Source organism: Cytobacillus sp. EB106-05-05-XG126, from assembly GCF_058791715.1.
This window is the reverse complement of sequence record NZ_JBYTDU010000004.1, coordinates 80,996-101,460: the sequence shown is the minus strand read 5'-3', so window position 1 is coordinate 101,460 and position 20,465 is coordinate 80,996. Positions and strand designations below refer to the sequence as shown.

At 46.3% G+C, this 20,465-nt stretch carries 17 protein-coding genes; 15 read left to right on the top strand and 2 right to left on the bottom strand.

Annotated elements, in window-relative coordinates:
• The first annotated feature begins 14 nt into the window (after positions 1-14).
• The 8 genes from AC3WTL_RS15050 (at position 15) to AC3WTL_RS15015 (ending at position 9,282) form a co-directional block, all read left to right on the top strand.
• Positions 15-512 carry a GNAT family N-acetyltransferase gene (locus AC3WTL_RS15050; RefSeq protein ID WP_222498386.1) on the top strand — a complete coding sequence of 166 codons (498 nt, stop codon included), beginning with the start codon at positions 15-17 and terminating at the stop codon, positions 510-512.
• A gap of 474 nt (positions 513-986) precedes the next feature.
• A complete protein-coding gene (locus AC3WTL_RS15045) occupies positions 987-2,003 on the top strand; it encodes a TAXI family TRAP transporter solute-binding subunit (RefSeq protein ID WP_252220920.1) in 1,017 nt (338 codons plus the stop codon).
• Positions 2,004-2,016: 13 nt separating this feature from the next.
• Positions 2,017-3,981 carry a TRAP transporter permease gene (locus tag AC3WTL_RS15040; protein WP_048010777.1) on the top strand — a complete coding sequence of 655 codons (1,965 nt, stop codon included), beginning with the start codon at positions 2,017-2,019 and terminating at the stop codon, positions 3,979-3,981.
• Positions 3,982-3,994: 13 nt separating this feature from the next.
• On the top strand, positions 3,995-4,714 hold the full coding sequence (locus tag AC3WTL_RS15035; RefSeq protein WP_252220921.1) for a FadR/GntR family transcriptional regulator: 720 nt from the start codon (positions 3,995-3,997) through the stop codon (positions 4,712-4,714).
• Entirely contained in the window at positions 4,711-6,126 is a 1,416-nt protein-coding gene (locus AC3WTL_RS15030) for an FAD-binding oxidoreductase (protein ID WP_082139014.1), read from the top strand. The genes AC3WTL_RS15035 and AC3WTL_RS15030 overlap by 4 nt, the downstream gene beginning before the upstream one ends.
• Positions 6,119-7,435, top strand: coding sequence for a (Fe-S)-binding protein (locus AC3WTL_RS15025; RefSeq protein WP_492369682.1), 1,317 nt, complete (start codon positions 6,119-6,121; stop codon positions 7,433-7,435). Before AC3WTL_RS15030 ends, AC3WTL_RS15025 begins: the two co-directional genes overlap by 8 nt.
• Positions 7,436-7,554: 119 nt before the next feature.
• Positions 7,555-8,763, top strand: coding sequence for an L-2-hydroxyglutarate oxidase (lhgO, locus tag AC3WTL_RS15020; RefSeq protein WP_252220923.1), 1,209 nt, complete (start codon positions 7,555-7,557; stop codon positions 8,761-8,763).
• A gap of 63 nt (positions 8,764-8,826) precedes the next feature.
• Positions 8,827-9,282 carry a hypothetical protein gene (locus tag AC3WTL_RS15015; RefSeq protein WP_492369681.1) on the top strand — a complete coding sequence of 152 codons (456 nt, stop codon included), beginning with the start codon at positions 8,827-8,829 and terminating at the stop codon, positions 9,280-9,282.
• A gap of 300 nt (positions 9,283-9,582) precedes the next feature.
• Here AC3WTL_RS15015 and cbpA read toward each other — a convergent pair whose 3' ends face one another.
• Positions 9,583-10,227 (bottom strand): cyclic di-AMP binding protein CbpA, encoded by a 645-nt coding sequence (gene cbpA / locus AC3WTL_RS15010; protein ID WP_252220926.1) that lies wholly within the window; start codon positions 10,225-10,227, stop codon positions 9,583-9,585.
• Positions 10,228-10,346: 119 nt separating this feature from the next.
• On the opposite strand from cbpA, the gene AC3WTL_RS15005 reads away from it, so the two are divergent.
• The 3 genes from AC3WTL_RS15005 to AC3WTL_RS14995 all read left to right on the top strand — a co-directional run bounded on the left by AC3WTL_RS15005 (position 10,347) and on the right by AC3WTL_RS14995 (position 13,968).
• On the top strand, positions 10,347-11,012 hold the full coding sequence (locus tag AC3WTL_RS15005) for a LytTR family DNA-binding domain-containing protein (RefSeq protein ID WP_435869262.1): 666 nt from the start codon (positions 10,347-10,349) through the stop codon (positions 11,010-11,012).
• 133 nt (positions 11,013-11,145) lie between these two features.
• A complete protein-coding gene (gene scpC / locus AC3WTL_RS15000; RefSeq protein WP_048010531.1) occupies positions 11,146-12,669 on the top strand; it encodes a succinyl-CoA:acetate CoA-transferase ScpC in 1,524 nt (507 codons plus the stop codon).
• A 105-nt stretch (positions 12,670-12,774) separates the two neighbouring features.
• Positions 12,775-13,968: a class I SAM-dependent rRNA methyltransferase gene (locus AC3WTL_RS14995; RefSeq protein ID WP_222498401.1), complete on the top strand. Its 1,194-nt coding sequence runs from the start codon at positions 12,775-12,777 to the stop codon at positions 13,966-13,968.
• A 60-nt stretch (positions 13,969-14,028) separates the two neighbouring features.
• Here the strand turns inward: AC3WTL_RS14995 and AC3WTL_RS14990 are convergent, their stop codons facing one another.
• Complete coding sequence (locus AC3WTL_RS14990; protein WP_248348929.1) at positions 14,029-15,075, bottom strand: TRAP transporter substrate-binding protein; 1,047 nt, start codon at positions 15,073-15,075, stop codon at positions 14,029-14,031.
• Between the two features lie 81 nt (positions 15,076-15,156).
• On the opposite strand from AC3WTL_RS14990, the gene AC3WTL_RS14985 reads away from it, so the two are divergent.
• From AC3WTL_RS14985 to AC3WTL_RS14970, 4 genes are all read left to right on the top strand, one after another.
• Positions 15,157-16,758, top strand: a complete 1,602-nt coding sequence (locus AC3WTL_RS14985) for a sensor histidine kinase (RefSeq protein ID WP_248348927.1) — start codon at positions 15,157-15,159, stop codon at positions 16,756-16,758.
• A complete protein-coding gene (locus AC3WTL_RS14980; RefSeq protein WP_394582591.1) occupies positions 16,748-17,434 on the top strand; it encodes a response regulator in 687 nt (228 codons plus the stop codon). The genes AC3WTL_RS14985 and AC3WTL_RS14980 overlap by 11 nt, the downstream gene beginning before the upstream one ends.
• 122 nt (positions 17,435-17,556) lie before the next feature.
• On the top strand, positions 17,557-18,846 hold the full coding sequence (gene dctP, locus AC3WTL_RS14975) for a C4-dicarboxylate transporter DctP (protein WP_197204677.1): 1,290 nt from the start codon (positions 17,557-17,559) through the stop codon (positions 18,844-18,846).
• 303 nt (positions 18,847-19,149) lie between these two features.
• A complete protein-coding gene (locus tag AC3WTL_RS14970; protein ID WP_492369680.1) occupies positions 19,150-20,454 on the top strand; it encodes an MFS transporter in 1,305 nt (434 codons plus the stop codon).
• The last annotated feature ends 11 nt before the right edge of the window (positions 20,455-20,465 follow it).

Below are 20,465 nucleotides of genomic sequence, written 5' to 3'. Positions count from 1 at the left end.
AAGGGAGCAATCGCATGATCATCCGCGATATAAAACCAGAAGACGCCCAGGCCCTGGCCGACTTGATCACACAAGTAGAAAACGAATCAGAATACATGCTTTTCGAGCCAGGTGAAAGAAAGACCTCAGCCGAGGCACAAAGAAAAAGAATAGAAGCCATACAAAAAGAAGACCAATCGACTATCATCATCTCGGAAAAAGATAATCAATTGGTCGGCTTCTTAATGGCCATTGGCGGTGCTGCACGGAGAAACCGGCACTCAGCCTATCTCGTTGCAGGCATCCTCAGCGAACACAGAGGCCAGGGAATCGGCACAAAGCTGTTTGAAGAGCTTGACTGTTGGGCAAGTAAACACGAAATCCACAGGCTGGAACTCACAGTAGTTATCCACAATCAGGCGGGTGTCGCACTCTACAAAAAGGCCGGCTTTAAGATTGAGGGCACTAAAAAACATTCGCTTTTGATAAACGGTGAATTTGTCGATGAATACTATATGGGTAAGCTGTTATAACAGATAGGTCATTTTCTTTTAACAAGGGGAATGGCCTTTTTTTATAGGGAGCAGTCTTAACCCAGGTGGCACTTCTGACAATGATAGAAGATTTCTGGGAGTTTGAGTCCGAATTTGGCCCAACTTCGGACAGCGAAAGTCGAAACCGGGCATCCAGAGTCCGAACCCGGCTCAACTTTGGACAGAGAAAGCCGAAACCGTGCACCCAGAGTCCGAACCCCTTCCCGCTTTAAACAAAGAAAGCACGAACCCGCCGTCCATATAACTTAATAGAATAAACCTTTAAATCCTACAAGGTAAATTTTCCTATTTTCACTTCAGAAACCCCCGTATTCTCAAGGAATCCAGCATCCAATTCCACAAAACAAAAAAGAAAAATCAGAATTTTAATTGAATTCAAAACACGTAATCTTGTATACTTGTAATACAAGTTCGAAAAAGCGCTTACATAATTATCTGGAAAGGGAGGATTTTATGATTCAAAAAAAGTGGAAGATTATCATATCGGTTCTGACACTTGTCTTTATTGCCATTGTTGGCGTGCGGACAGCAGCCGAGAACAAGGATAAAAAGTTCGTATCCGTTGCCACCGCTTCAACAGGAGGTACATATTACCCGATTGGGGTTGGAATGGCCAATGTATGGAGCAGCCATTTAAAGGGTGAGAAAATCCAGGCGAGCGGCCAGTCCTCTGCCGGATCCATTGAAAATATCGAACTTCTGCGTGAAGGGGAAGCACAGCTTGCTATTCTTCAGGGATTAATATCTTCTCAAGCTTATGCAGGTGACGACTCTTTTGAAGGAAAGCGCTATGAGGATCTGCGCACAATCTCCATGCTCTGGCCCAATGTGGAACATTTCGTACTGATGAACAATAAGATCAAAAGCGGAACTATCGACGATATAAAAGGAACGCAATTTTCTGTTGGGCCGCAGGCCAGCGGTACGGAGCAATCCACAGTCGTGATGATGGATGGTCTCGGTCTTACGAAAAAGGATATTTCTCCTGAGTATCTGGGCTACAGTGACACGGTTTCCGCGATGCGTGATGGGAGATTGGATGGAGGTTCCCTTCCGGCAGGTATCCCGATTTCCGCTATAACAGATATGTATGCAAGTAATGTCAAAGCATCGATACTGGAAGTAACTGATGAGCAGCTGGATGCCATCAATGCAGTATCGGATAGCTGGTACCGTTATGTGATTCCTGGAGGCACTTATCCTCGCATTGACGAAGATATCAACACGATTGCTCAGCCAAACCTATTATCCACAACTAAAGAAATGGATGAAGAAACGATTTATATTCTAACCAAAACACTTTATGAGAATCTTGATGAAATGTATGAGGTTCATAGCTCTGCCAAGGAAATGACTTTGGAAACGGCCCTTGATGGCGTATCTGTGCCATTGCATGCCGGAGCCTACAGATATTTTAAAGAAGCAGGCCTTGATATACCTGAAAATCTAATTCCGCCGGAAGCGAAATAAAGGAGGGAAAAGAATGACAAAATCAACAAGCGAACCCATTGTACAGCCAGCTGATCTTGATAAAGAAGCTGGCGGCGGCATGCGGCTGCTGGAGGGTCCATACAAAAAAGCGGCTGCCATCATTGCTGTATTGTTTTCTGCTTTTGCCATTTATTCCAATGGATTATCCAATATTCAAGAGATTTATAGAAACCTCATTTTCCTGGGCATCCTTTTGGTAATGACTTTTTTCTATTATCCTGCCGGAAAGTCTTCCAATCAAAAAAGGTTTACAGCCCCTGATTATGTTTTTGCGGCACTTGCGATTGCAGGTCTCGGCTACCTGCTCCTGAATTACACAACAATTCATGTGGACCGGGGCTCCCAGCCGATTATGATCGACTATGTCTTTGGAGCCATTACGATCATCGTTCTCCTTGAAGCTTCGAGACGTGCTGTTGGGATCTTTATTCCTATCCTGTGCGGAGGCGCTATTGTATATGCCCTGTTTGGCACCTACTTCCCGTGGATCTTCGGACATGCCGGCTTTTCACTGGAACGCCTGCTGTACCGTCTTTATATGACGACTGAGGGCGTGCTGGGATTAACGCTTTCGACGGCATCTACGTTCATCGTCATGTTCGTCCTCTTTGGTGCCTTCCTGTCGGTCAGCGGTGCCACCCAGCTTTTCAATGATCTCGCCCTTGCCATTGCAGGCAGAAAGCGCGGAGGCCCGGCTCAGGTTGCGGTCATTTCCAGTGCGCTGACAGGGTCTTTGAGCGGAAGTGCGGTTGCCAATGTTGCGACAACAGGAGCTTTTACGATTCCTTTGATGAAATCCATTGGCCTTAAGCCAAAGTTTGCCGGTGCAGTAGAGGCGGCTGCTTCAACAGGCGGAATGATTATGCCGCCGATTATGGGCGCTGCGGCCTTTATCATGGCCGGTTTCCTAGGAATCTCTTATACGACAGTCATCCTGGCAGCGATCATTCCAAGTTTTCTATACTATATTGCTTTGATTTTTGCCATTGATATTGAAGCGAAAAAGCAAGGCCTAAAAGGCATCAGCAAAGAGAATATCCCGGATGTCGTCCAAATCCTGAAGGAACGCGGGGTTCTCCTTATCCCAATTATCGTTGTTATCACCACACTCTTAATGGGAAAAACAGCCCTGTTTGCCGGATTTGCCGGGATCGGCGCGGTCATCATTGCGAGCTGGCTGGCAAAAGATAAATCTTCTAGGATCACGATCTCTAAAACTATTGAAGCTTTCATTGAAGGCGGAAGAGGAACGATTCAGGTCGGGATTGCCTGTGCCGCCATCGGAATCATCATCTGCGTTGTCACCATGACGGGAATTGGATCTACATTAGCTTATAATATTGTTGAATTAACGGGCGGTCAGCTTTGGCTGATTTTAATCGTCGTCATGCTCACTTGTATCGTTTTAAGTATGGGGCTTCCATCCACAGCACTTTACATCGTCGTTGCCGTTACAGCAGCTCCTGCCCTTGTAGAAGCTGGCGTTAACCCGATCGCGGCACACTTCTTTGTGTTCTGGTTTGGTGCATTATCCAACATTACACCGCCTGTGGCATTGGCATCTTATACCGCAGCAGGACTGGCCGGCGCCAATGCGATGCAGACATCATGGGAAGCGCTTAGAATCTCACTGCCGGGCTTTATCATCCCGTTCATGATTGCCTATAATCCTATCATTCTGCTTCAGGCAGCAGAGGGAGAAACGATATCCATTTTATCGGTAGCGCTTGTGGTCATCACAAGCACACTGGGCATTTACGCCCTGGCAAGTTCACTTGGAAACTACCTGAATGCCAAGCTGACGATTGTTGAAAGAGTCCTAATGTTTGCAGGGGCACTAATGCTTATTAAACCTGGCATGATCACGGATATTGCCGGATTCGGGCTTTGCGTGTTTGCGATTCTCTTCCATATCATCAGAGTAAAGAAAAGCAGTTCAGTCGAAATCACCATATAAGGAGCTAACATCCATGAAAATCGAGCGGAAAAAAATCTCGGCCCAGGTGCTGGATCAGCTGAAGGAAATGATAAAAGAAGGCAAGTTCCCGCCAAATGAGCCCATGCCATCCGAGAATGAACTGGCCAAACGATTTGGCGTCAGCCGTGCGCCTGTTCGAGAAGCATTGAGTGTGTTATCTGCCAGCGGAATCATTGAGTCCAGGCAAGGCGGCAGAAGCTTCGTTAAAGAGGTTAATATGGCAGAGATGCTTGGTTCGTTAGCGATTGAATACATTCCCGTGGAACAGGTATTTGAGCTATTGGAAATGAGGATGGTTATGGAGACACAGGCAGCAGCAATTGCTGCCTTGCGTCGTGATGAGGACGACCTGAAAAATATGAAAATGGCGCTTGATCAATTTGAAATCACACTGACGAACCCTGAAGCAGTTGGCGACCAGGCTGACGTGAATTTTCATAAACACCTGATTGCAGCAACGAAAAATCGCTTCATGATACAGGTAATGGAAAACATCGATGATCTGTACCGGAAAGCAATTGCGTTTTCCCTTCAGAAAAACGTGGGTCTTCCGGCAAAGCGCGAGCAGGTATTTCAGGAGCATATGAGCATTTTTACGGCTATAAAAGAACGGGATGAAGGAAAAGCAGCAAAGGCGATGCAAGTTCATCTTGAGAATGTGACAAATAAATTGAAGGTGAACGAAAGGGAAGGAAAGAAGGTGCCGTTGTGATTACCGAACAGATTGTTGAACGGCTTAAAAGCATCATGGGATCAGAAAAACGCATTCTGCTTGAAAAAGCGGACCTGGTTTCTTATTCATACGACGGCTCATTTGGAGCCTATATTCCAGAGATCATCCTGCAGCCGGTTTCGACAGAGGAAACGGCTGGTATTGTAAAGCTCGCTAATGAACTGAAAATTCCCGTCTATCCAAGAGGCAGGGGTACAAGTCTGAGCGGAGGTCCGCTCCCTGTCCACGGGGGGATGGTCCTTGATTATTCCAGATGGACCCAAAAGCTGATCATTGACCCGGAGGATACCGTCGCGATTGTATCTCCAGGTGTTATTACTGCTGATATTGACCGTGAAGCACAGCGGCATGGGCTGATGTATCCGCCAGACCCAAGCAGCTCCCATGTTTCCACAATTGGAGGGAATCTCGCTGAAAATGCAGGCGGGCCACGCGGTTTAAAGTACGGGGTAACAAAGGATTACGTTCTGGGTCTGGAGATCGTCACGCCGGAAGGGGACATCATTCGGACAGGCGGACGGACGGTCAAAAACGTTACAGGCTATGACCTGACGAAGCTGATCGTTGGATCCGAGGGGACGCTCGGCATCATCACAGAGGCCATCCTTCAGCTGATACCAAGACCCCAGGCCACTCAGACGATGATGGTTATTTTTGATGACATTATTGATGCCGGAAAAGCAATATCGGCGGTACTCACATCAGGCATCCTGCCATCCAAAATGGAAATCATGGACCAGGCTTCTATCCAGGCGGTGGAAGAGTTTCAGCCGATCGGGCTCCCGACAGATGTAGATGCCATTATCCTGATAGAGCTTGATGGCCATCCAATTGCCATCAGGGATGAAAGCGAGCAGGTGAAGCAGGTGTGCCTGGAAGTTGGGGCGAGAGAAGCCATCATTGCCAGGGATGAAGAATCTGCCGGTAATCTATGGAAAGCGAGAAAACTTGTTTCGCCGGCCATCGTCAGGAAAAAGCCAACGAAAATTTCCGAAGATGCCACCATTCCAAGAAGCAAGATACCTGAAATGTTTAGAAGGCTTCAGGAAATTAAAGCAAAATATGAAATCGACTTAGTCGTATTCGGCCATGCGGGTGATGGAAATCTGCATCCGAATATCATAACTGATAAGCAGGATAAAGAAGAAATGAAGCGCGTGGAAAAAGCGGTGGAGGAGATTTTTACGGCAGCAATTGAATTGGGAGGAACCCTCTCAGGCGAGCATGGAATCGGGACAATGAAGGCACCGTTTATGGAAATGGAGCTTGGTGAAATGGGCTTGGACATGATGAAACGAATGAAAAAAGCTTGGGATCCAAACAACATTATGAATCCGGGCAAAATTTTTCCCGAGACAAAAGGACAGAGGCTGGTGTTAGTCCATGACTAGCCAGCTCGCCTATAAAGAAACGTTTGACTGTGTCCAATGCGGCTATTGTCTTCCTGCATGCCCCACATACGCCAGCTTGGGGAAAGAAAGGCACTCACCAAGGGGCCGGATCAATCTTGTGCAAATGGCGTCGGAAGGAAAAATAACCATCGATGAAATTACCGAATCGCTGGAGCTCTGCCTTGGCTGCCGCGCCTGTGAGACGGCATGTCCAACCAATGTTCAATACGGCAAAATCCTCGAGTCTTTTAAGCAAGTAAAGAGGGCTGACGCACCAGCTCCTTTCATGGAGAACATGGCTCTGCAAAAAGCATTGCCCAATAAAAAGCTGCTCGCATCCATGAGAGCTTCACTTCGGGCCTATCAGAAAACAGGCATGGATTCGATTGCCCGCAAAAGCAAGGCGCTCAGCATTCTTCCAGAACAGCTTAGGGCTTTTGAAGAGATCGCTCCGGCTGTGGAAATGCCAAATAAACAGCTGAGAACAGGCATCCTTCTGCCAGAGCGCGAGCCGAAAGCCCGTGTTGCATTTTTTACAGGCTGTATTATGGATGTGTTTTTTGCCAAAATCAATGACCTTAGCATCAAGCTGCTTCAGCATGCCGGGTGCGAAGTCACCGTAATCAAGGAACAGACCTGCTGCGGGGCACTTCAGAATCATAGCGGAGATACGGGAACATCCAGGAAATTGGCGAAGGAAAATATTGCAGCTTTTGAAAAAGGGAACTTTGATTTTGTGGTTAATGCGATTGGCGGCTGCGGTGCGATGCTCGTTGAATATGATCACCTTCTCGCAGAAGACCCGGAATGGGCAGAGCGTGCCAGGGTGTTCGCACAAAAGAATAAAGATGTAAGTGTAATACTGAACAAACTCGGAATCAATTTCAGCCGGGAACTCTCAGGTGCTGTGACCTATCAGCCATCCTGCCATTTGTTAAATGTGCAGAAGGTGGCGGATGATCCCGTTCAGCTCCTCGAAAGCATACCAGGCATTACATATGTTCCGCTTCCGAAAGGGGATATGTGCTGCGGATCGGCCGGAATCTATAATATTGTTCACTATAAAGAGTCCATGGAAATACTCGACGCCAAAATGGAACATGTCCAAAAAATATCGCCTGATACCATCGTAACGTCCAACCCTGGCTGCCATCTGCAGATGTGCCTCGGGGTTAAACGCGAGGGGGTTGAAGACAAGGTGCGTGTGGTCCATATCATCGAATTACTGGCAGAAGCCTGCGGGATTAATCGCAGTCTAACGGGCAGTAAGACCTCCGCTTCAAGACTCAGAGGAATCAAAGGAGAATAAGCGGGGGTCAAACTGCCCGTAAAGGCCCGATGGTTCAACTAACAATCAGTGGGGGATAAGGAAAACCCCCACTGATTGAAGTTTCACTTTATCATAAATAAGAGAAAGGATGGAGGATCATGTATGATTACATCATTATTGGCGGGGGCATTGTCGGCCTGTCAACAGGAATGGAGCTGCTGAACCGGTTTCCATCAGCAAAAGTGGCCATCCTGGAAAAAGAAAGCCACGTTGCGGCCCACCAGACGGGCCATAACAGCGGAGTCATCCATTCCGGAATCTATTATAAGCCTGGCAGCTATAAAGCCAGGCTTGCCAAAAAGGGCAGTGAGTCCATGACAGAATTTTGCCGGAAGCATGGGCTTGAAGTGGATATCTGCGGGAAAGTCATTGTCGCGAGCGAAGATTTCGAGCTGCCGCTTTTGGACGATTTATATCAGCGCGGGCTGGACAACGGCCTTGGAATACGCATGATTGACCAGTCGGAGCTGCATGAAATCGAGCCCCATGTGAACGGAAAAAAGGCCATCCATGTGCCAATGGCCGGAATTGTCAACTATAAGCAGGTTTCGGAAAAAATGGCGGAGATCATTACAGCAAAAGGCGGGGACATCCTGCTGAATCATAAAGTTTTGGCTATTGATGAAAATACTCAGGAAGTTAACGTTCAGACCAGCAGGGGAGAGGTAAGGGGAGCTTACTATGTAAACTGCGGCGGCCTGCAGTCAGACCGGATTGCCAAGCTTGCCGGATTGAAGACGGATGTTAAAATCGTGCCATTCAGGGGCGAGTATTTCATGCTCAAACCGGAGAAAAGCAGTCTCGTCAAAAATCTGATATACCCGGTGCCAAATCCCAACTTCCCGTTCCTTGGGGTCCATTTTACCCGCATGATTAACGGAGCTATTGATGTGGGGCCAAATGCCGTTCTAAGCTTTAAAAGGGAAGGCTATAAAAAGACAGACCTGAATGTGGCAGACCTGATGGAGGTTATGGCTTATAAAGGCTTCTGGAAGCTTGCAAAGAAATATATGAAAGAGGGAGTGGAAGAAATGATCCGCTCTGCATCCAAAGAGCTTTTCATGAAAAATGTCCAGAAGCTTATGCCGGACATTCAGAAGGATGATATTGTACCCGGGCCTGCCGGTGTCAGAGCGCAGGCCTTGAAGGACGATGGTTCATTAGTCGATGACTTTTTCATTGTGCCCAGCAAGCGCTCCATCCATGTTTTAAATGCACCATCTCCGGCCGCGACGGCGTCCATAGAGATCGGAAAAGAGATCGTGAGGAAGATGGACGGAATGTTTAAGATGGAATCAGCTGTTTAATAAAAAAATGGAGAATAATTCAAATCCTCCTAAACCATAATATGGAAGAAGGGGGATTTTTATATGAAAGCCACAACTGTGATAAGGCTGATGCACCTGGTCATACCCTGGCTGACCATCGTTTTTCTGCCTAAAAAGTCATTCAATAAATTTTCAACCGTTTCGGTTTTTGCAGGTATTTTAGTGTTGATTTTAAGCACACTGGCCATCCCCTTTAAATGGTGGACAGTGGAGGGTGGACACTTCAAGAAATTGCTTAATGATCTAACCTTCATAATGGGACCATTCTTTATTGGGACCCTTTGGATCTTCCATTTCACCTTCGGCAGTTTCAAGAAGTACCTGGCAGTAAATGCCATCATGGATCTGCTGTTTGCATACCCGCTTAATTACTTGTATCAAAGGTTTAACTTGTACAAGCTCGTAAAATTTAAGCCCAAACATATTTTCCTGTTCTTCACCTCTTACGCATGGATAATTTATGGCTATCAGGAATTCTTTCATAGGAATCACAGGTAAGAAAAAGCCGCTCCATCAAGGAACGGCTTTTCATCTGTTATCGCAGTCTAACGGGCAGTAAGACCCTCACTTCAAGACTTAGAGGAATCAAAGGAGGATAAGTGTGGGTCAAACTGCCCGTAAAGGCCCGATTGGTGAGATACAGTGAAACTTGCCGAGGCGCAGGCAGAGGCTTAGTTGAACCAATCGGGTTCGTAGTGTCGATTGATCGAAGCGCTAGCGGAGATCTTAGCGACACTAGAACGCGACTAACAATCAGTGGGGATAAGGAAAACCCCCACTGATTGAAGTTTCACTTTATCAGCACTCTCCATTATGACACTCGACCCCGATCACACGGAAGCCATTTGCGTCTAATTCTTTCTTGATTTTATCCAGGGTTTCTTCAGTCGTATCCTTCGGCAATGTAAAGAGGATACGGCGGATCAGACTGACATGGAAGTTGGATGAATCCAATGAGATGACTCCCTGGATATCGCTGTACTTACTGATAATACTGCTTATCTTTTTCAATGTTCCCTGTGTGCCATAGCTGCCCACAGTCAGCGTATAGCTTCCGCGGTTCAATCCCCACGCTTCCTCCAGCAGCTCCAGTACGGCCGCATGGGTCAGCAATCCGACAAACTGCCCCTGGTCATTTTCAACCGGAAGATAAGGATATCTCTTCAGCGTGAAAAAGGCTTTCATGAAGGAGTCATCCTCATCAATTATGGTCTGCTGGTCTTTAGCCAGTGCCGTAATCGGCTCATCCAAAGAATGATTCTCCTTGTATTCTAAAATATCAACCTTATAAATATTGCCGACAAACTTTGTATGTGCCGCATCCAGTATAGGGACACAGCGGTAGCCAGTTTCATTTAAAAACTGCAGTGCCTGTTCCAAATTAAAGGTTTCATCACAAAACCGAACATCTTTTTTCTCCACCATCTGATGGCGAATCAGCATACGAGCATCCTCCTTTACCCCATAACCTTCTCTATTCTATGCCGGTGCCTTTTCGGCAATGATAAGAAATTAAGTGAATCCCCCTCCGAAAACTTGTAAAATAAGAAAAAGCAATCATCATGAAAGGTGCTGAAAAGAACGTGGAAAGCATTACAGTTGTATCGCTGCTGGATGTAATTGGAGAGCTGTTTTCCGATGAGATTTCCATAGCGGTTTCCAATACGAGTGAATATATTTATTACAGGCCGAGCAAGCGCATCGATTTGAAAATCAGGCCGGGGGACATGGTAAAGGAAGGGACCATCGCCTATAAGGCTTTAGGGACACAGCAAAGGGTGTCGGAGTTTATAGACCGTGATGTGTTCGGTGTTCCGTATCACGGCATGGCTGTGCCATTTTTGCATGAAGGGAAGCTGGAAGGCTGTGTAACGGCGATTTTCCCGGCTTTGACGGACGGCAAATCGGTTGTGACGATGAAAACGAATGATGGCTGGATTCCGATTCCTTTTTCCGAGGTTATCTGCCTGGAGGCAAAGGATAAGAAGACCTATGTACATACAGGCGGCCATTCAGGCACCCATAAATACTCGCTGCAGGATTTTGAGTATTCGCTGCCTAAGGACAGTTTCATTCGCTGCCACCGCTCATTCATTGTAAATGTTAATCATATCAAGGAAATCTTTCCTGATACCCATTCCACCTTTCTCCTCGTCATGAAAAATGGGGACCGGGTGCCTGTCAGCCAGTCCTATTCCAGTTATTTCAGGAAATTACTCGGTTTTTAGAAAATTCTTTCTGTTTCAGTGGTGAAATTCGCTGTTTTATCGGAATTTTCCGTAAGATAACCGGAAAAATCCTGGCTCCCTCTTTATCCAGGTAAAATGATTACATATATCTTTGATAAAGGGGATGAGCATCATGGAGAAACATTTAGAACGGATTCGCGATAGCCGCCTGCATGACCGGGTAGTTACACCCGAAGAAGCAGCATCCTGGATTCAGGATGGCATGACTCTGGGGCTAAGCGGCTTTACACGTGCAGGTGATGTGAAAGCGGTGCCATTTGCGCTCGCAGACCGTGCCAAACATGAGAGTTTTAAAGTGAATGTCTACACGGGCGCTTCTTTGGGATCTGATGTGGATAAGCTTTTTGCGGAAGCAGGGATTTTGGGAAAAAGGCTGCCATTTCAGGCCGATCCGACCATGAGAAAAGGGATTAACCAGGGGGATTTTCTATTTGTCGATCAGCATTTATCTCACACGGCAGAGCTTATCCGCGCTAATGTCATGGATCCTATTGATTTCGCTATTTTGGAAGCGGTTTCTATCTCGGAGGACGGGCTGATCATTCCGTCTACTTCTATCGGAAACTCACTGTCTTTCGCTGAAAATGCGAGACATATCATTGTTGAAATCAATTTGGCCCAATCCACACAGCTGGAAGGATTGCATGATTTATATGAACCTGGCAGGCAGGGGGAGCGTAATCCGATCCCGCTGACGAAAGCGGACGACCGTATCGGCGCTCCAGGAATTAATGTGGATCTGGATAAGGTGAGGGGAATCGTATTCACGAATCAGCAGGACTCGCCTTCGACGATCGTGCCGCCGGATGAAGAAACCGCCATCATGGCACAGCATCTGCTTCAGTTTCTCCGCGGGGAAATTGCAGCAGGAAGGCTGACAAATAGCCTGGCACCGCTGCAGTCGGGGATTGGGTCTGTGGCGAATGCTGTGCTTCATGGAATGCTTGACTCTGAGTTTGAGAATCTGGAAGTCTATTCAGAAGTGCTTCAGGATGCCGTATTTGATTTGATGGATGCCGGAAAGGTGAACTTTGCTTCCTGCTGTTCTATCACATTATCAGATGAAAAGATGAAAGAGGTTTTCACGAACTTTGACCGGTACAGGGACCGCTTAATCATGCGTCCTCAGGAGATTTCCAACCATCCTGAAATCATCCGCCGCCTCGGCTTGATTTCGATCAATACAGCACTGGAGCTTGATATTTATGGAAACGTGAACTCCACCCATGTCCTTGGAACGAAAATGATGAATGGCATCGGCGGATCCGGCGATTTTGCCAGAAATGCGCGACTGGCGATCTTCGTGACGAAGTCTATTGCCAAAGACGGCAAGATTTCAAGCATCGTCCCATTCGTCTCCCATGTCGACCACACCGAGCATGATGTCGATGTCATTGTAACAGAACAGGGCTATGCAGACCTGCGAGGGCTGGCTCCAAGGCAGCGCGTGGAGTTGATCATCGAAAATTGCGCACACCCGTTATACCGCGACCAGCTTCGCGACTATTACCGGGAAGCTCTCACAAGAGGCGGCCAAACACCGCACGTACTGGAAAAGGCACTCTCCTGGCACACAGACTTTGCAAAAAATGGAACCATGCTGAAAGAAACAGCGGCAGCTTCTGCCCGTCAGTGAAGAGATGGTGACAGGCACCTATGCCACTTCAACCAAGTGGTATAGGTACCTGTCACTTTTAATGTTACAATGATAGCTATACTAACAAAATGATTGGGTGAATTTATGAGTAATGCTATCAAATTAATCGCGGCTTCTAAATATAAGAATAGTTTTAGGGATGGCTATCCGCTTGTGACGGAGGAGTCGGTGCTGCGGATTCCGAATGGCATCAAAGAGGGTGCGGTCATTGAGCTGACCGACGAGAGCGGCCGGTTTATCGGCAAAGGATATTATGGAAAGCAGAATAAAGGCAGGGGCTGGATACTGTCGCGAAATCCTCAGGAAAACTTTGATGAAGCATTTTTTGCGAAGAAATTCCAAGAAGCGTTAAGGAGACGGGAAGCTCTATTCCGTGATCCCGATACAACCGCTTTTCGGGTTTTTAATGGAGAAGGAGACGGAATCGGAGGCATCACGATTGATTATTATGATGGCTTTTATGTGATCAGCTGGTACAGTGAAGGCATTTATACGTTCAGGGATACGGTGATTCAGGCATTCATGAACAGTGCTGATGTAAAAGGATTGTATGAAAAGAAACGGTTTGCTGTAAAAGGCACTTATATAGAGGACGATGATTTTGCAGCAGGAGAACGGGCCTCTTTTCCGCTGATGGTGAAGGAGAATGGAATCAGCTTTCCCATTTATCTGAATGATGGCGCCATGGTAGGTGTATTCCTTGATCAGAGGCATGTCCGGAAGACGATCAGGGACAAGTATGCAAAAGGAAAAAAGGTCCTGAATACGTTCTCTTATACGGGCGCTTTTTCAGCTGCTGCCGCATTAGGGGGGGCAGTGAAAACAACCAGTGTCGACCTTGCCAACCGCAGCAAAAGCAAAACCATTGAAATGTTCAGCGTCAACGGCATTGATTTTGAGGCACAGGATATCATTGTGGAAGATGTGTTCAACTACTTCAAATATGCTGTCCGGAAGCAGCTGACATTTGATATGGTCATCCTGGACCCTCCAAGCTTTGCCCGTTCCAAAAAGCATACTTTCAGCGCCAGAAAAGATTATCCGGAATTGCTTGCGCAGGCCATTCAGATTACAGAAAAAAAAGGAATCATTGTGGCCTCATCCAACTGCAGCACATTCAACATGAAAAAATTCAAAGACTTTATCAAAAAAGCATTCGCACAGACTGGGGACCGCTACAAAATTCTTGAGGAATTCACCCTTCCTGAAGACTTCCGCACCATTAAGGAATTCAAAGAAGGAGACTACCTTAAAGTAGCATTCATACAGAAGCTGTAAAAAAGGGGTGACAGGCACCTATACCACTTCAGTCAACTGCTATAGGTACCTGTCACCTTTTTATTCATATTTACCCCGCAGTTCCTTCATCTCTTCCACCAGGTTCTTCCCGATATCCTGTGAAAAGTCTTCATAGATGGGATCCAGCACAGCTTGCCATTCCTGTTTTTCTTCCGGTGTAAGTTCATGAATCTGAATGGAGGAATTCTGCCTGATTTTTTCAAGCAGTTCTTCGTTCATGTCAAAGGCCATCCGGCTGTTCCAGGCAGTTGTTTCTTCCATTGCCTCGAGCAGAATCTTCTTTGTTTCCTCACTCTGCTCATTCCAGACCTTCCCGCTCATCATCACCGCATATCCCAGATAGCCATGATTGCTGATTGTCATATGTTTTTGAAGGTTATAAAATTTCTTTGAGTAGATATTGGAAACCGTATTTTCTTCACCATCCACTTCACCTTCTTCCAGCAGCTTGTAAGTGGAATTGAAGGAATCCTGAATAGCCTTTGCCTTCAGGCGGCTGAATTGGGCCGATATCACATCACTTTGCATGATACGGAAGGATTGCCCTTTCAGATCCTCGGGTTTTTGAATGGGCCCTTTATTCGTGGTGAGCTGCTTAAATCCATTTGGCCAGTGGGCGAGCCCTTTAATGCCGTCCCCCTGAAGTGAATCCAGCAGCTGCTCGCCGATATCCCCATTCAGGCCTTCAAGAGCCGCTTTGCGCGATGGGAAGGCAAAAGGCAAATCCAGCACGGCCCACTTTGGGGAAAGCATCCCAAGCTTAGAGGTGGAAGGGGCAATAAAGTGAACCTGCCCTTCCTTAAGCGCATTAATTTCTTCAATATCAGAATAGAGGCTGCCGTTTGGGAACACTTCTATTTTTATATGGCCATCCGATTTTTCGGCGACAAGCTCTGCAAACCTTTGAGCGGCAAGGCCCTTCGGCGTATTTTCAGCCACCACATGGCTGAACTTGAAGACAATTTGATCCTTGAGCCCTTCCTGGTCATCATCGTAGGGCATCTCTTCCCCCGGAAAAAAGCTTCGATAGCCAAAGAAGGCAGCCAGCAGCAAAACCATGCCGGCAAGGAGAACATAGCTTTTCATTTGAATCCTCCTTTTTAAAACTATTAATGTTATCATACTTACAAGAATTCTATCCGTAAAGACAGAAGGGAGGGACCCTTTGTGAATCAGCTGCCCATCCGCTGGAAGATTACCATATTGTCTTATGCAGTCGTTATTTTTTCTTTATTGATTGGCGGAATTGTCGTGATTGCAAACATCCAGGAGCAGGAAGAAAAAGAACTGAGGATACGCTCGATGAATACGGCCAGAACGGTGGCAGAGCTGTCAGATGTGAAAAAAGGAATCCTGCAGCCGCTGGGCTGGAAGACGGTTAACAAAGTTGCTGAGGAAATCCGGATTATCAATGAAACCGACTATATCGTGATCATGAATATGGAGCGTATCCGCTATTCCCATCCGGTTCGGGAGCTGATCGGCAGGCCTTCATCAGGTGAGGATGAGAAACCTGCTTTTGCCGAGCATATTTATTTTTCCAAGGCTGAGGGAGAGGTCGGCACCTTTATACGCGCATTCATACCGATTAAAGATGAAAGCCTCAATCAAATCGGTGTGGTTGTTGTCGGCAATAAGATCCCTTCGATTACGGAAATTATCACAGATTTGGCAGATGAGATCAGCATCATTGTGCTTTTGACGCTCATATTTGGACTGATCGGTTCTTTAATGCTCGCCAATCATATTAAAAAGCAGATGTTCCAGCTGGAGCCCCATGAAATCAAACGGATGCTGGAGGAAAGGACAGCCACTTTCCACTCGATCAATGAAGGCGTAATTGCAATCGATAACCAGGAAAACATTACGATTTTCAATGAAAAGGCAAAGAAAATTTTTAATGTATCAGGCAAAGTCGCAGGCAAAAAAATCAGAGACGTGCTAAAAGACACAAGGCTTCCGGAAATTGTAGAAAGTAATCGAGCCGTCTATAATGAACAGATCATTGTAAGCGGCAAGGTCATCCTGAGCACCAGAATTCCCATCCGGAAAGACAATGAGAAGATCGGAGCTGTGGCCATCTTCCAGGACCGCACGGAAGTTACGAAGCTTGCAGAAGAGCTGACCGGTGTAAAAAGCTTTGTTGAGGCGCTCAGGGTGCAGAACCATGAACATATGAACAAGCTTCACACCATTGCAGGATTGATTCAGCTCGGGAAAGCTGACAAAGCACTCCAGCTGACGTTTGATGCATCTGAAGAGCAGGAAAACCTCTCGAATTTCCTCAGCGATAAAATCAGGAACGATGCCATTGCAGGGCTTTTATTAAGCAAAGTAAGGCGCGGAAAGGAATTGGGCATCTCGGTGGTCATCGACCCAAAGAGCAGCCTAGAGGAGTTCCCGGACCGGCTGGATCATCATGATTTTGTTCTGCTTCTGGGGAATCTGATTGAAAATGCTTTCGGTGCCTTTGAGCATATTGACCGGGAAGATCGAAAAATTGACATCAGCATTGAACAGACCGAGGAGATTTGTGCGGTTCTGGTGGAAGATAACGGAAGCGGGATAGAGGAAGCGATATTGCCGAAAATATATGAAAAAGGATTTACCGCCAATAAATCTGGCGGGACAGGCTACGGGCTTTACCTTGTCAAACAAATTGCAGAAAAAGGCGGGGGAGCGATCGAGGTTTCAACAAACAGGGATGAAGGAACCTCTTTTACAATCGTTTTTCCGATGGAAGCGGAGGGAGAAACATATGGCGGTTAAAGAAGAAATCAGTGTGCTGCTGATTGAAGATGATCCAATGGTCCAGGAAGTGAATAAGGAATTTATTGCAAGTGTGCCCGGATTTACGATTATCGCAGCGGCCGGGAATGGGGAGGAAGGCATTGCCCTGGCGAAAAAGCTGCAGCCTGACCTTGTGATTTTGGATATTTTCATGCCGAAAAAAAATGGAATCCAAACCCTGCAGGAATTCCGGAAGCAAAACCTTGATTCTGATGTCATTGTCGTATCCGCCGCAAAGGATAAGGAAACCATTAAGCTGATGCTTCAAAACGGCGCCAGGGATTATATTATCAAGCCTTTTAAGCTGAACAGGATCCAGCAGGCCCTCGAAAAATACCGCCATTACAGGGAAAGCCTGAAGGAATCGGGCACTCTGTCACAGGAGCAGCTCGATGCTCTGCTTTATGCCAAGCAGGCGAAGAAAGAAGAAAACGTATTGCCCAAAGGGCTGAATGAATTCACTTTAAATGAAATTACCGCCTTTATGAAACAGCAGACCGAACCCCGCTCTGCCGAAGAAGTGGCGAACGGCATCGGTATTGCCAGAGTCACCGCCCGCCGCTATCTTGATTATCTGGAAAAAAGAGGTGCGATCCGGCTGGATGTACAGTACGGAGGCGTGGGCAGGCCAGTTAATCGGTATGTCATCGTTTAGCTGCATTCCTTGAGACCAAAATGAACAAAACATCCGTTATGACCATAAACTTCTCTCTTTTATCTGAAAACGCTATCATTCCTAATAGAATGAATAGTTAGAAAAAAGGAGCTGAGATAAAAGTGAAGAAGCAGCGGATTTATAAGAATTTAACCTTTCAGGTGTTAACGGCTATTTTTATCGGTGTTATGGTCGGGCTGATTTGGCCGGAAGTCGGAAAAGAAATGAAGCCGGTCGGCGACACCTTTATCAACGCAGTCAAAATGGTCATCGCCCCGATTATTTTCCTGACCATCGTCCTAGGAATCGCTAAAATGGGCGATATGAAAAAAGTCGGCAAAGTGGGCGGAAAAGCGTTCATCTATTTTGAGGTGGTTACTACACTTGCTTTAATGATCGGTCTGATCGTCGTTAATGTCATTAAACCAGGTGCAGGCCTGAACTTTAATGAATTGGAAAAAGGAGATGTTTCACAGTACACAGCCAATGGCGGAGAGGGCATCAATTGGATTGAGTTTGTGACACATATTGTTCCTTCCAACATGGTAGATGCCTTTGCAAAAGGAGATATCCTGCAGGTATTATTCTTTTCTGTTCTATTTGGTGTCGGTTTGGCGGCTCTTGGGGACAAAGGCAAAATCGTCATTGAGTTTTTGGATAAGCTATCATTAGTTTTCTTTAAAATTATCGGCTATGTCATGAAGGCAGCTCCGCTTGGTGCTTTTGGCGCCATGGCCTATACAATTGGCCATTTCGGATTGGCATCACTTGTTCCGCTTGGCAAACTGATGATTTCCGTGTACGTGACAATGTTTTTATTTATCTTTGTTGTGTTAAATATTATCTGCAAAATGTACGGATTTAGCTTATGGAATTATCTAAGATTTATCAAAGATGAAATACTAATCGTATTAGGCACAAGTTCTTCAGAATCAGTGCTTCCGAGAATGATGGATAAAATGGAGCGGATCGGCTGCTCCAAATCGGTTGTGGGGCTCGTCATTCCAACAGGTTACTCCTTTAACCTGGATGGTACATCCATTTATCTGTCAATGGCAGTTGTCTTTCTTGCACAAGTATTCGGAGTGGATCTGACAATCGGCCAGCAGGTTACCATTCTATTAGTGCTCATGCTGACTTCAAAAGGTGCCGCGGGTGTAACAGGCAGCGGATTTATCGTATTGGCCTCTACGCTTGCAGCCCTTCAGGTTATTCCTCTTGAAGGATTGGCGCTTCTCCTTGGCGTAGACCGCTTCATGAGTGAAGGAAGAGCAATCGTGAACCTGATCGGAAATGGAATCGCAACGATGGTTGTAGCAAAGAGCGAAAATGAGTTTGATGAAAATAAGGCGAAGAGAGCCATCAGTGAAATGAAATTAATGAAGCAGGAACAGCAAAAGCAGGCAGTATAAATGAAAAGGCTATTCTCCGATAAGGGGAATGGCCTTTCCTCATTAATTGTCGAAACCACCGCTTAGCTGACGACAATTCCTGCAGCTATTTCCCGGGAAAAAATCAGATATGAGGATACTTTCATTTGATTTCAATCAAACGTTTGATTGAAAAGTAAATTGTTGAAAAAACACGAAAGGAAAACAAAATTTAGAAAGTTTTAAAAATTATATGGTATATTATTTTAAAAAAACAGTGACAGGCACCTCTACCAGTTGGTCCAAATGGTATAGGTGCCTGTCACCGGAAAGAAGGTTCACATCGTGAAGCGCTTAAAGGTTCATTATGCGTGGATAATTTTAGTGCTGACTTTTTTGGCCTTGCTTGCCGCGCAGGGTGTCCGATTGTCGTTCGGCGCGTTTATGGCGCCATGGGAGCATGAGTTTTCCGCGAATCGCAGTGTTATATCGTTTATAGCCTTTGTCAGCTATATTGTTTTTGCCATTTCACAGCCGTATGTCGGACGGCTGATTGATAAATACGGCATCCGTTATATTCTGTCTTTCAGTATACTGGTTATTGGCTTTTCAACACTTCTGACCTTTTTTACCGCCAATCCCGTCCAGCTGATGATTATCTATGGTGTGATTGCCTCCGTTGGCTTTGGCGGTGCATCCAATGTTGCAGGAACGATGGCAGTGGCGACCTGGTTTGCCGATAAAAAGGGTATGGCAATGGGACTGATGTCTGCAGGCACAGCCGCAGGACAGCTTATTCTCGTCCCGCTGTCCTTATTCCTGATTGATCTGCTGGGCTGGAAGACAACCGTACTTGTGCTCGGCTTCTTTTTGATTGTAATCATTTTCCCGCTGCTTTTGCTCTTTATCCGCTCGAAACCGGCCGATCTGCAAATCGATGCTTATGGGGCAAACGTGAGTGACAGTCAAAAGGGGAGGCAGGGAAAAAAGGAAGCACCAAAAGGAACGCTTTCCATATTTCAGCTCTTAAAGCGGAAAGAATTCCTGTTTCTCATGCTCCCGTTTTTCGTGTGCGGCGTCACTACCACTGGCCTGATGGATACGCATCTGATTCCCTTTGCTCAATATTGCGGATTTTCGCCTGGTGTAACGGGAGCTGCTGTCAGCCTGCTGGCCGGCTTTAATATTCTTGGAACTGTCGTTTCGGGGTTCCTCGCAGACAAGTGGAATTGCAGAAAAATCCTTGCCTTTCTCTATGGAGTACGGGCGTTAACCATTGTTCTTCTGCTCATCATCGTAAATGATGCGTCATTGTTTGGCTTTTTCGTCACTCAGTCCCATCTGCTCATTCTGTTTGCCATCAGCTTTGGGATTGTCAATTTTGCCACCGTCGCACCAACCATGAAATTGGCTGCAGAATATTTCAAACATCTGTCCGCAGGAGCCGTAATCGGCTGGATTTATTTGAGCCATCAGCTGGGTTCAGCTCTCGGTTCATTCGTCCCTGGTGTATTATTTGATCTGACAGGCAGCTATGACAGTTCTTTCATTGCATCCATCATTCTTCTGGTATTCGCATCAGCCTTAAGCATAATGCTTCCAAGGCAGGGGGCAGACTATCAGTATGCAAACAGCAGGGAATTGGCCTAAAATAGGTAGGA

Coding starts and splice junctions, on each gene's coding strand:
- AC3WTL_RS15035 (WP_252220921.1), top strand. CDS start 3,995: ATGAAAATCGAGCGGAAAAAAATCTCGGCCCAGGTGCTGGATCAGCTG.
- AC3WTL_RS14990 (WP_248348929.1), bottom strand. CDS start 15,075: ATGAAAAGCTATGTTCTCCTTGCCGGCATGGTTTTGCTGCTGGCTGCC.
- AC3WTL_RS14980 (WP_394582591.1), top strand. CDS start 16,748: ATGGCGGTTAAAGAAGAAATCAGTGTGCTGCTGATTGAAGATGATCCA.
- AC3WTL_RS15005 (WP_435869262.1), top strand. CDS start 10,347: ATGAAAGGTGCTGAAAAGAACGTGGAAAGCATTACAGTTGTATCGCTG.
- scpC (WP_048010531.1), top strand. CDS start 11,146: ATGGAGAAACATTTAGAACGGATTCGCGATAGCCGCCTGCATGACCGG.
- AC3WTL_RS14995 (WP_222498401.1), top strand. CDS start 12,775: ATGAGTAATGCTATCAAATTAATCGCGGCTTCTAAATATAAGAATAGT.
- AC3WTL_RS15045 (WP_252220920.1), top strand. CDS start 987: ATGATTCAAAAAAAGTGGAAGATTATCATATCGGTTCTGACACTTGTC.
- AC3WTL_RS15040 (WP_048010777.1), top strand. CDS start 2,017: ATGACAAAATCAACAAGCGAACCCATTGTACAGCCAGCTGATCTTGAT.
- AC3WTL_RS15025 (WP_492369682.1), top strand. CDS start 6,119: ATGACTAGCCAGCTCGCCTATAAAGAAACGTTTGACTGTGTCCAATGC.
- lhgO (WP_252220923.1), top strand. CDS start 7,555: ATGTATGATTACATCATTATTGGCGGGGGCATTGTCGGCCTGTCAACA.
- cbpA (WP_252220926.1), bottom strand. CDS start 10,227: ATGCTGATTCGCCATCAGATGGTGGAGAAAAAAGATGTTCGGTTTTGT.
- AC3WTL_RS15050 (WP_222498386.1), top strand. CDS start 15: ATGATCATCCGCGATATAAAACCAGAAGACGCCCAGGCCCTGGCCGAC.
- AC3WTL_RS15015 (WP_492369681.1), top strand. CDS start 8,827: ATGAAAGCCACAACTGTGATAAGGCTGATGCACCTGGTCATACCCTGG.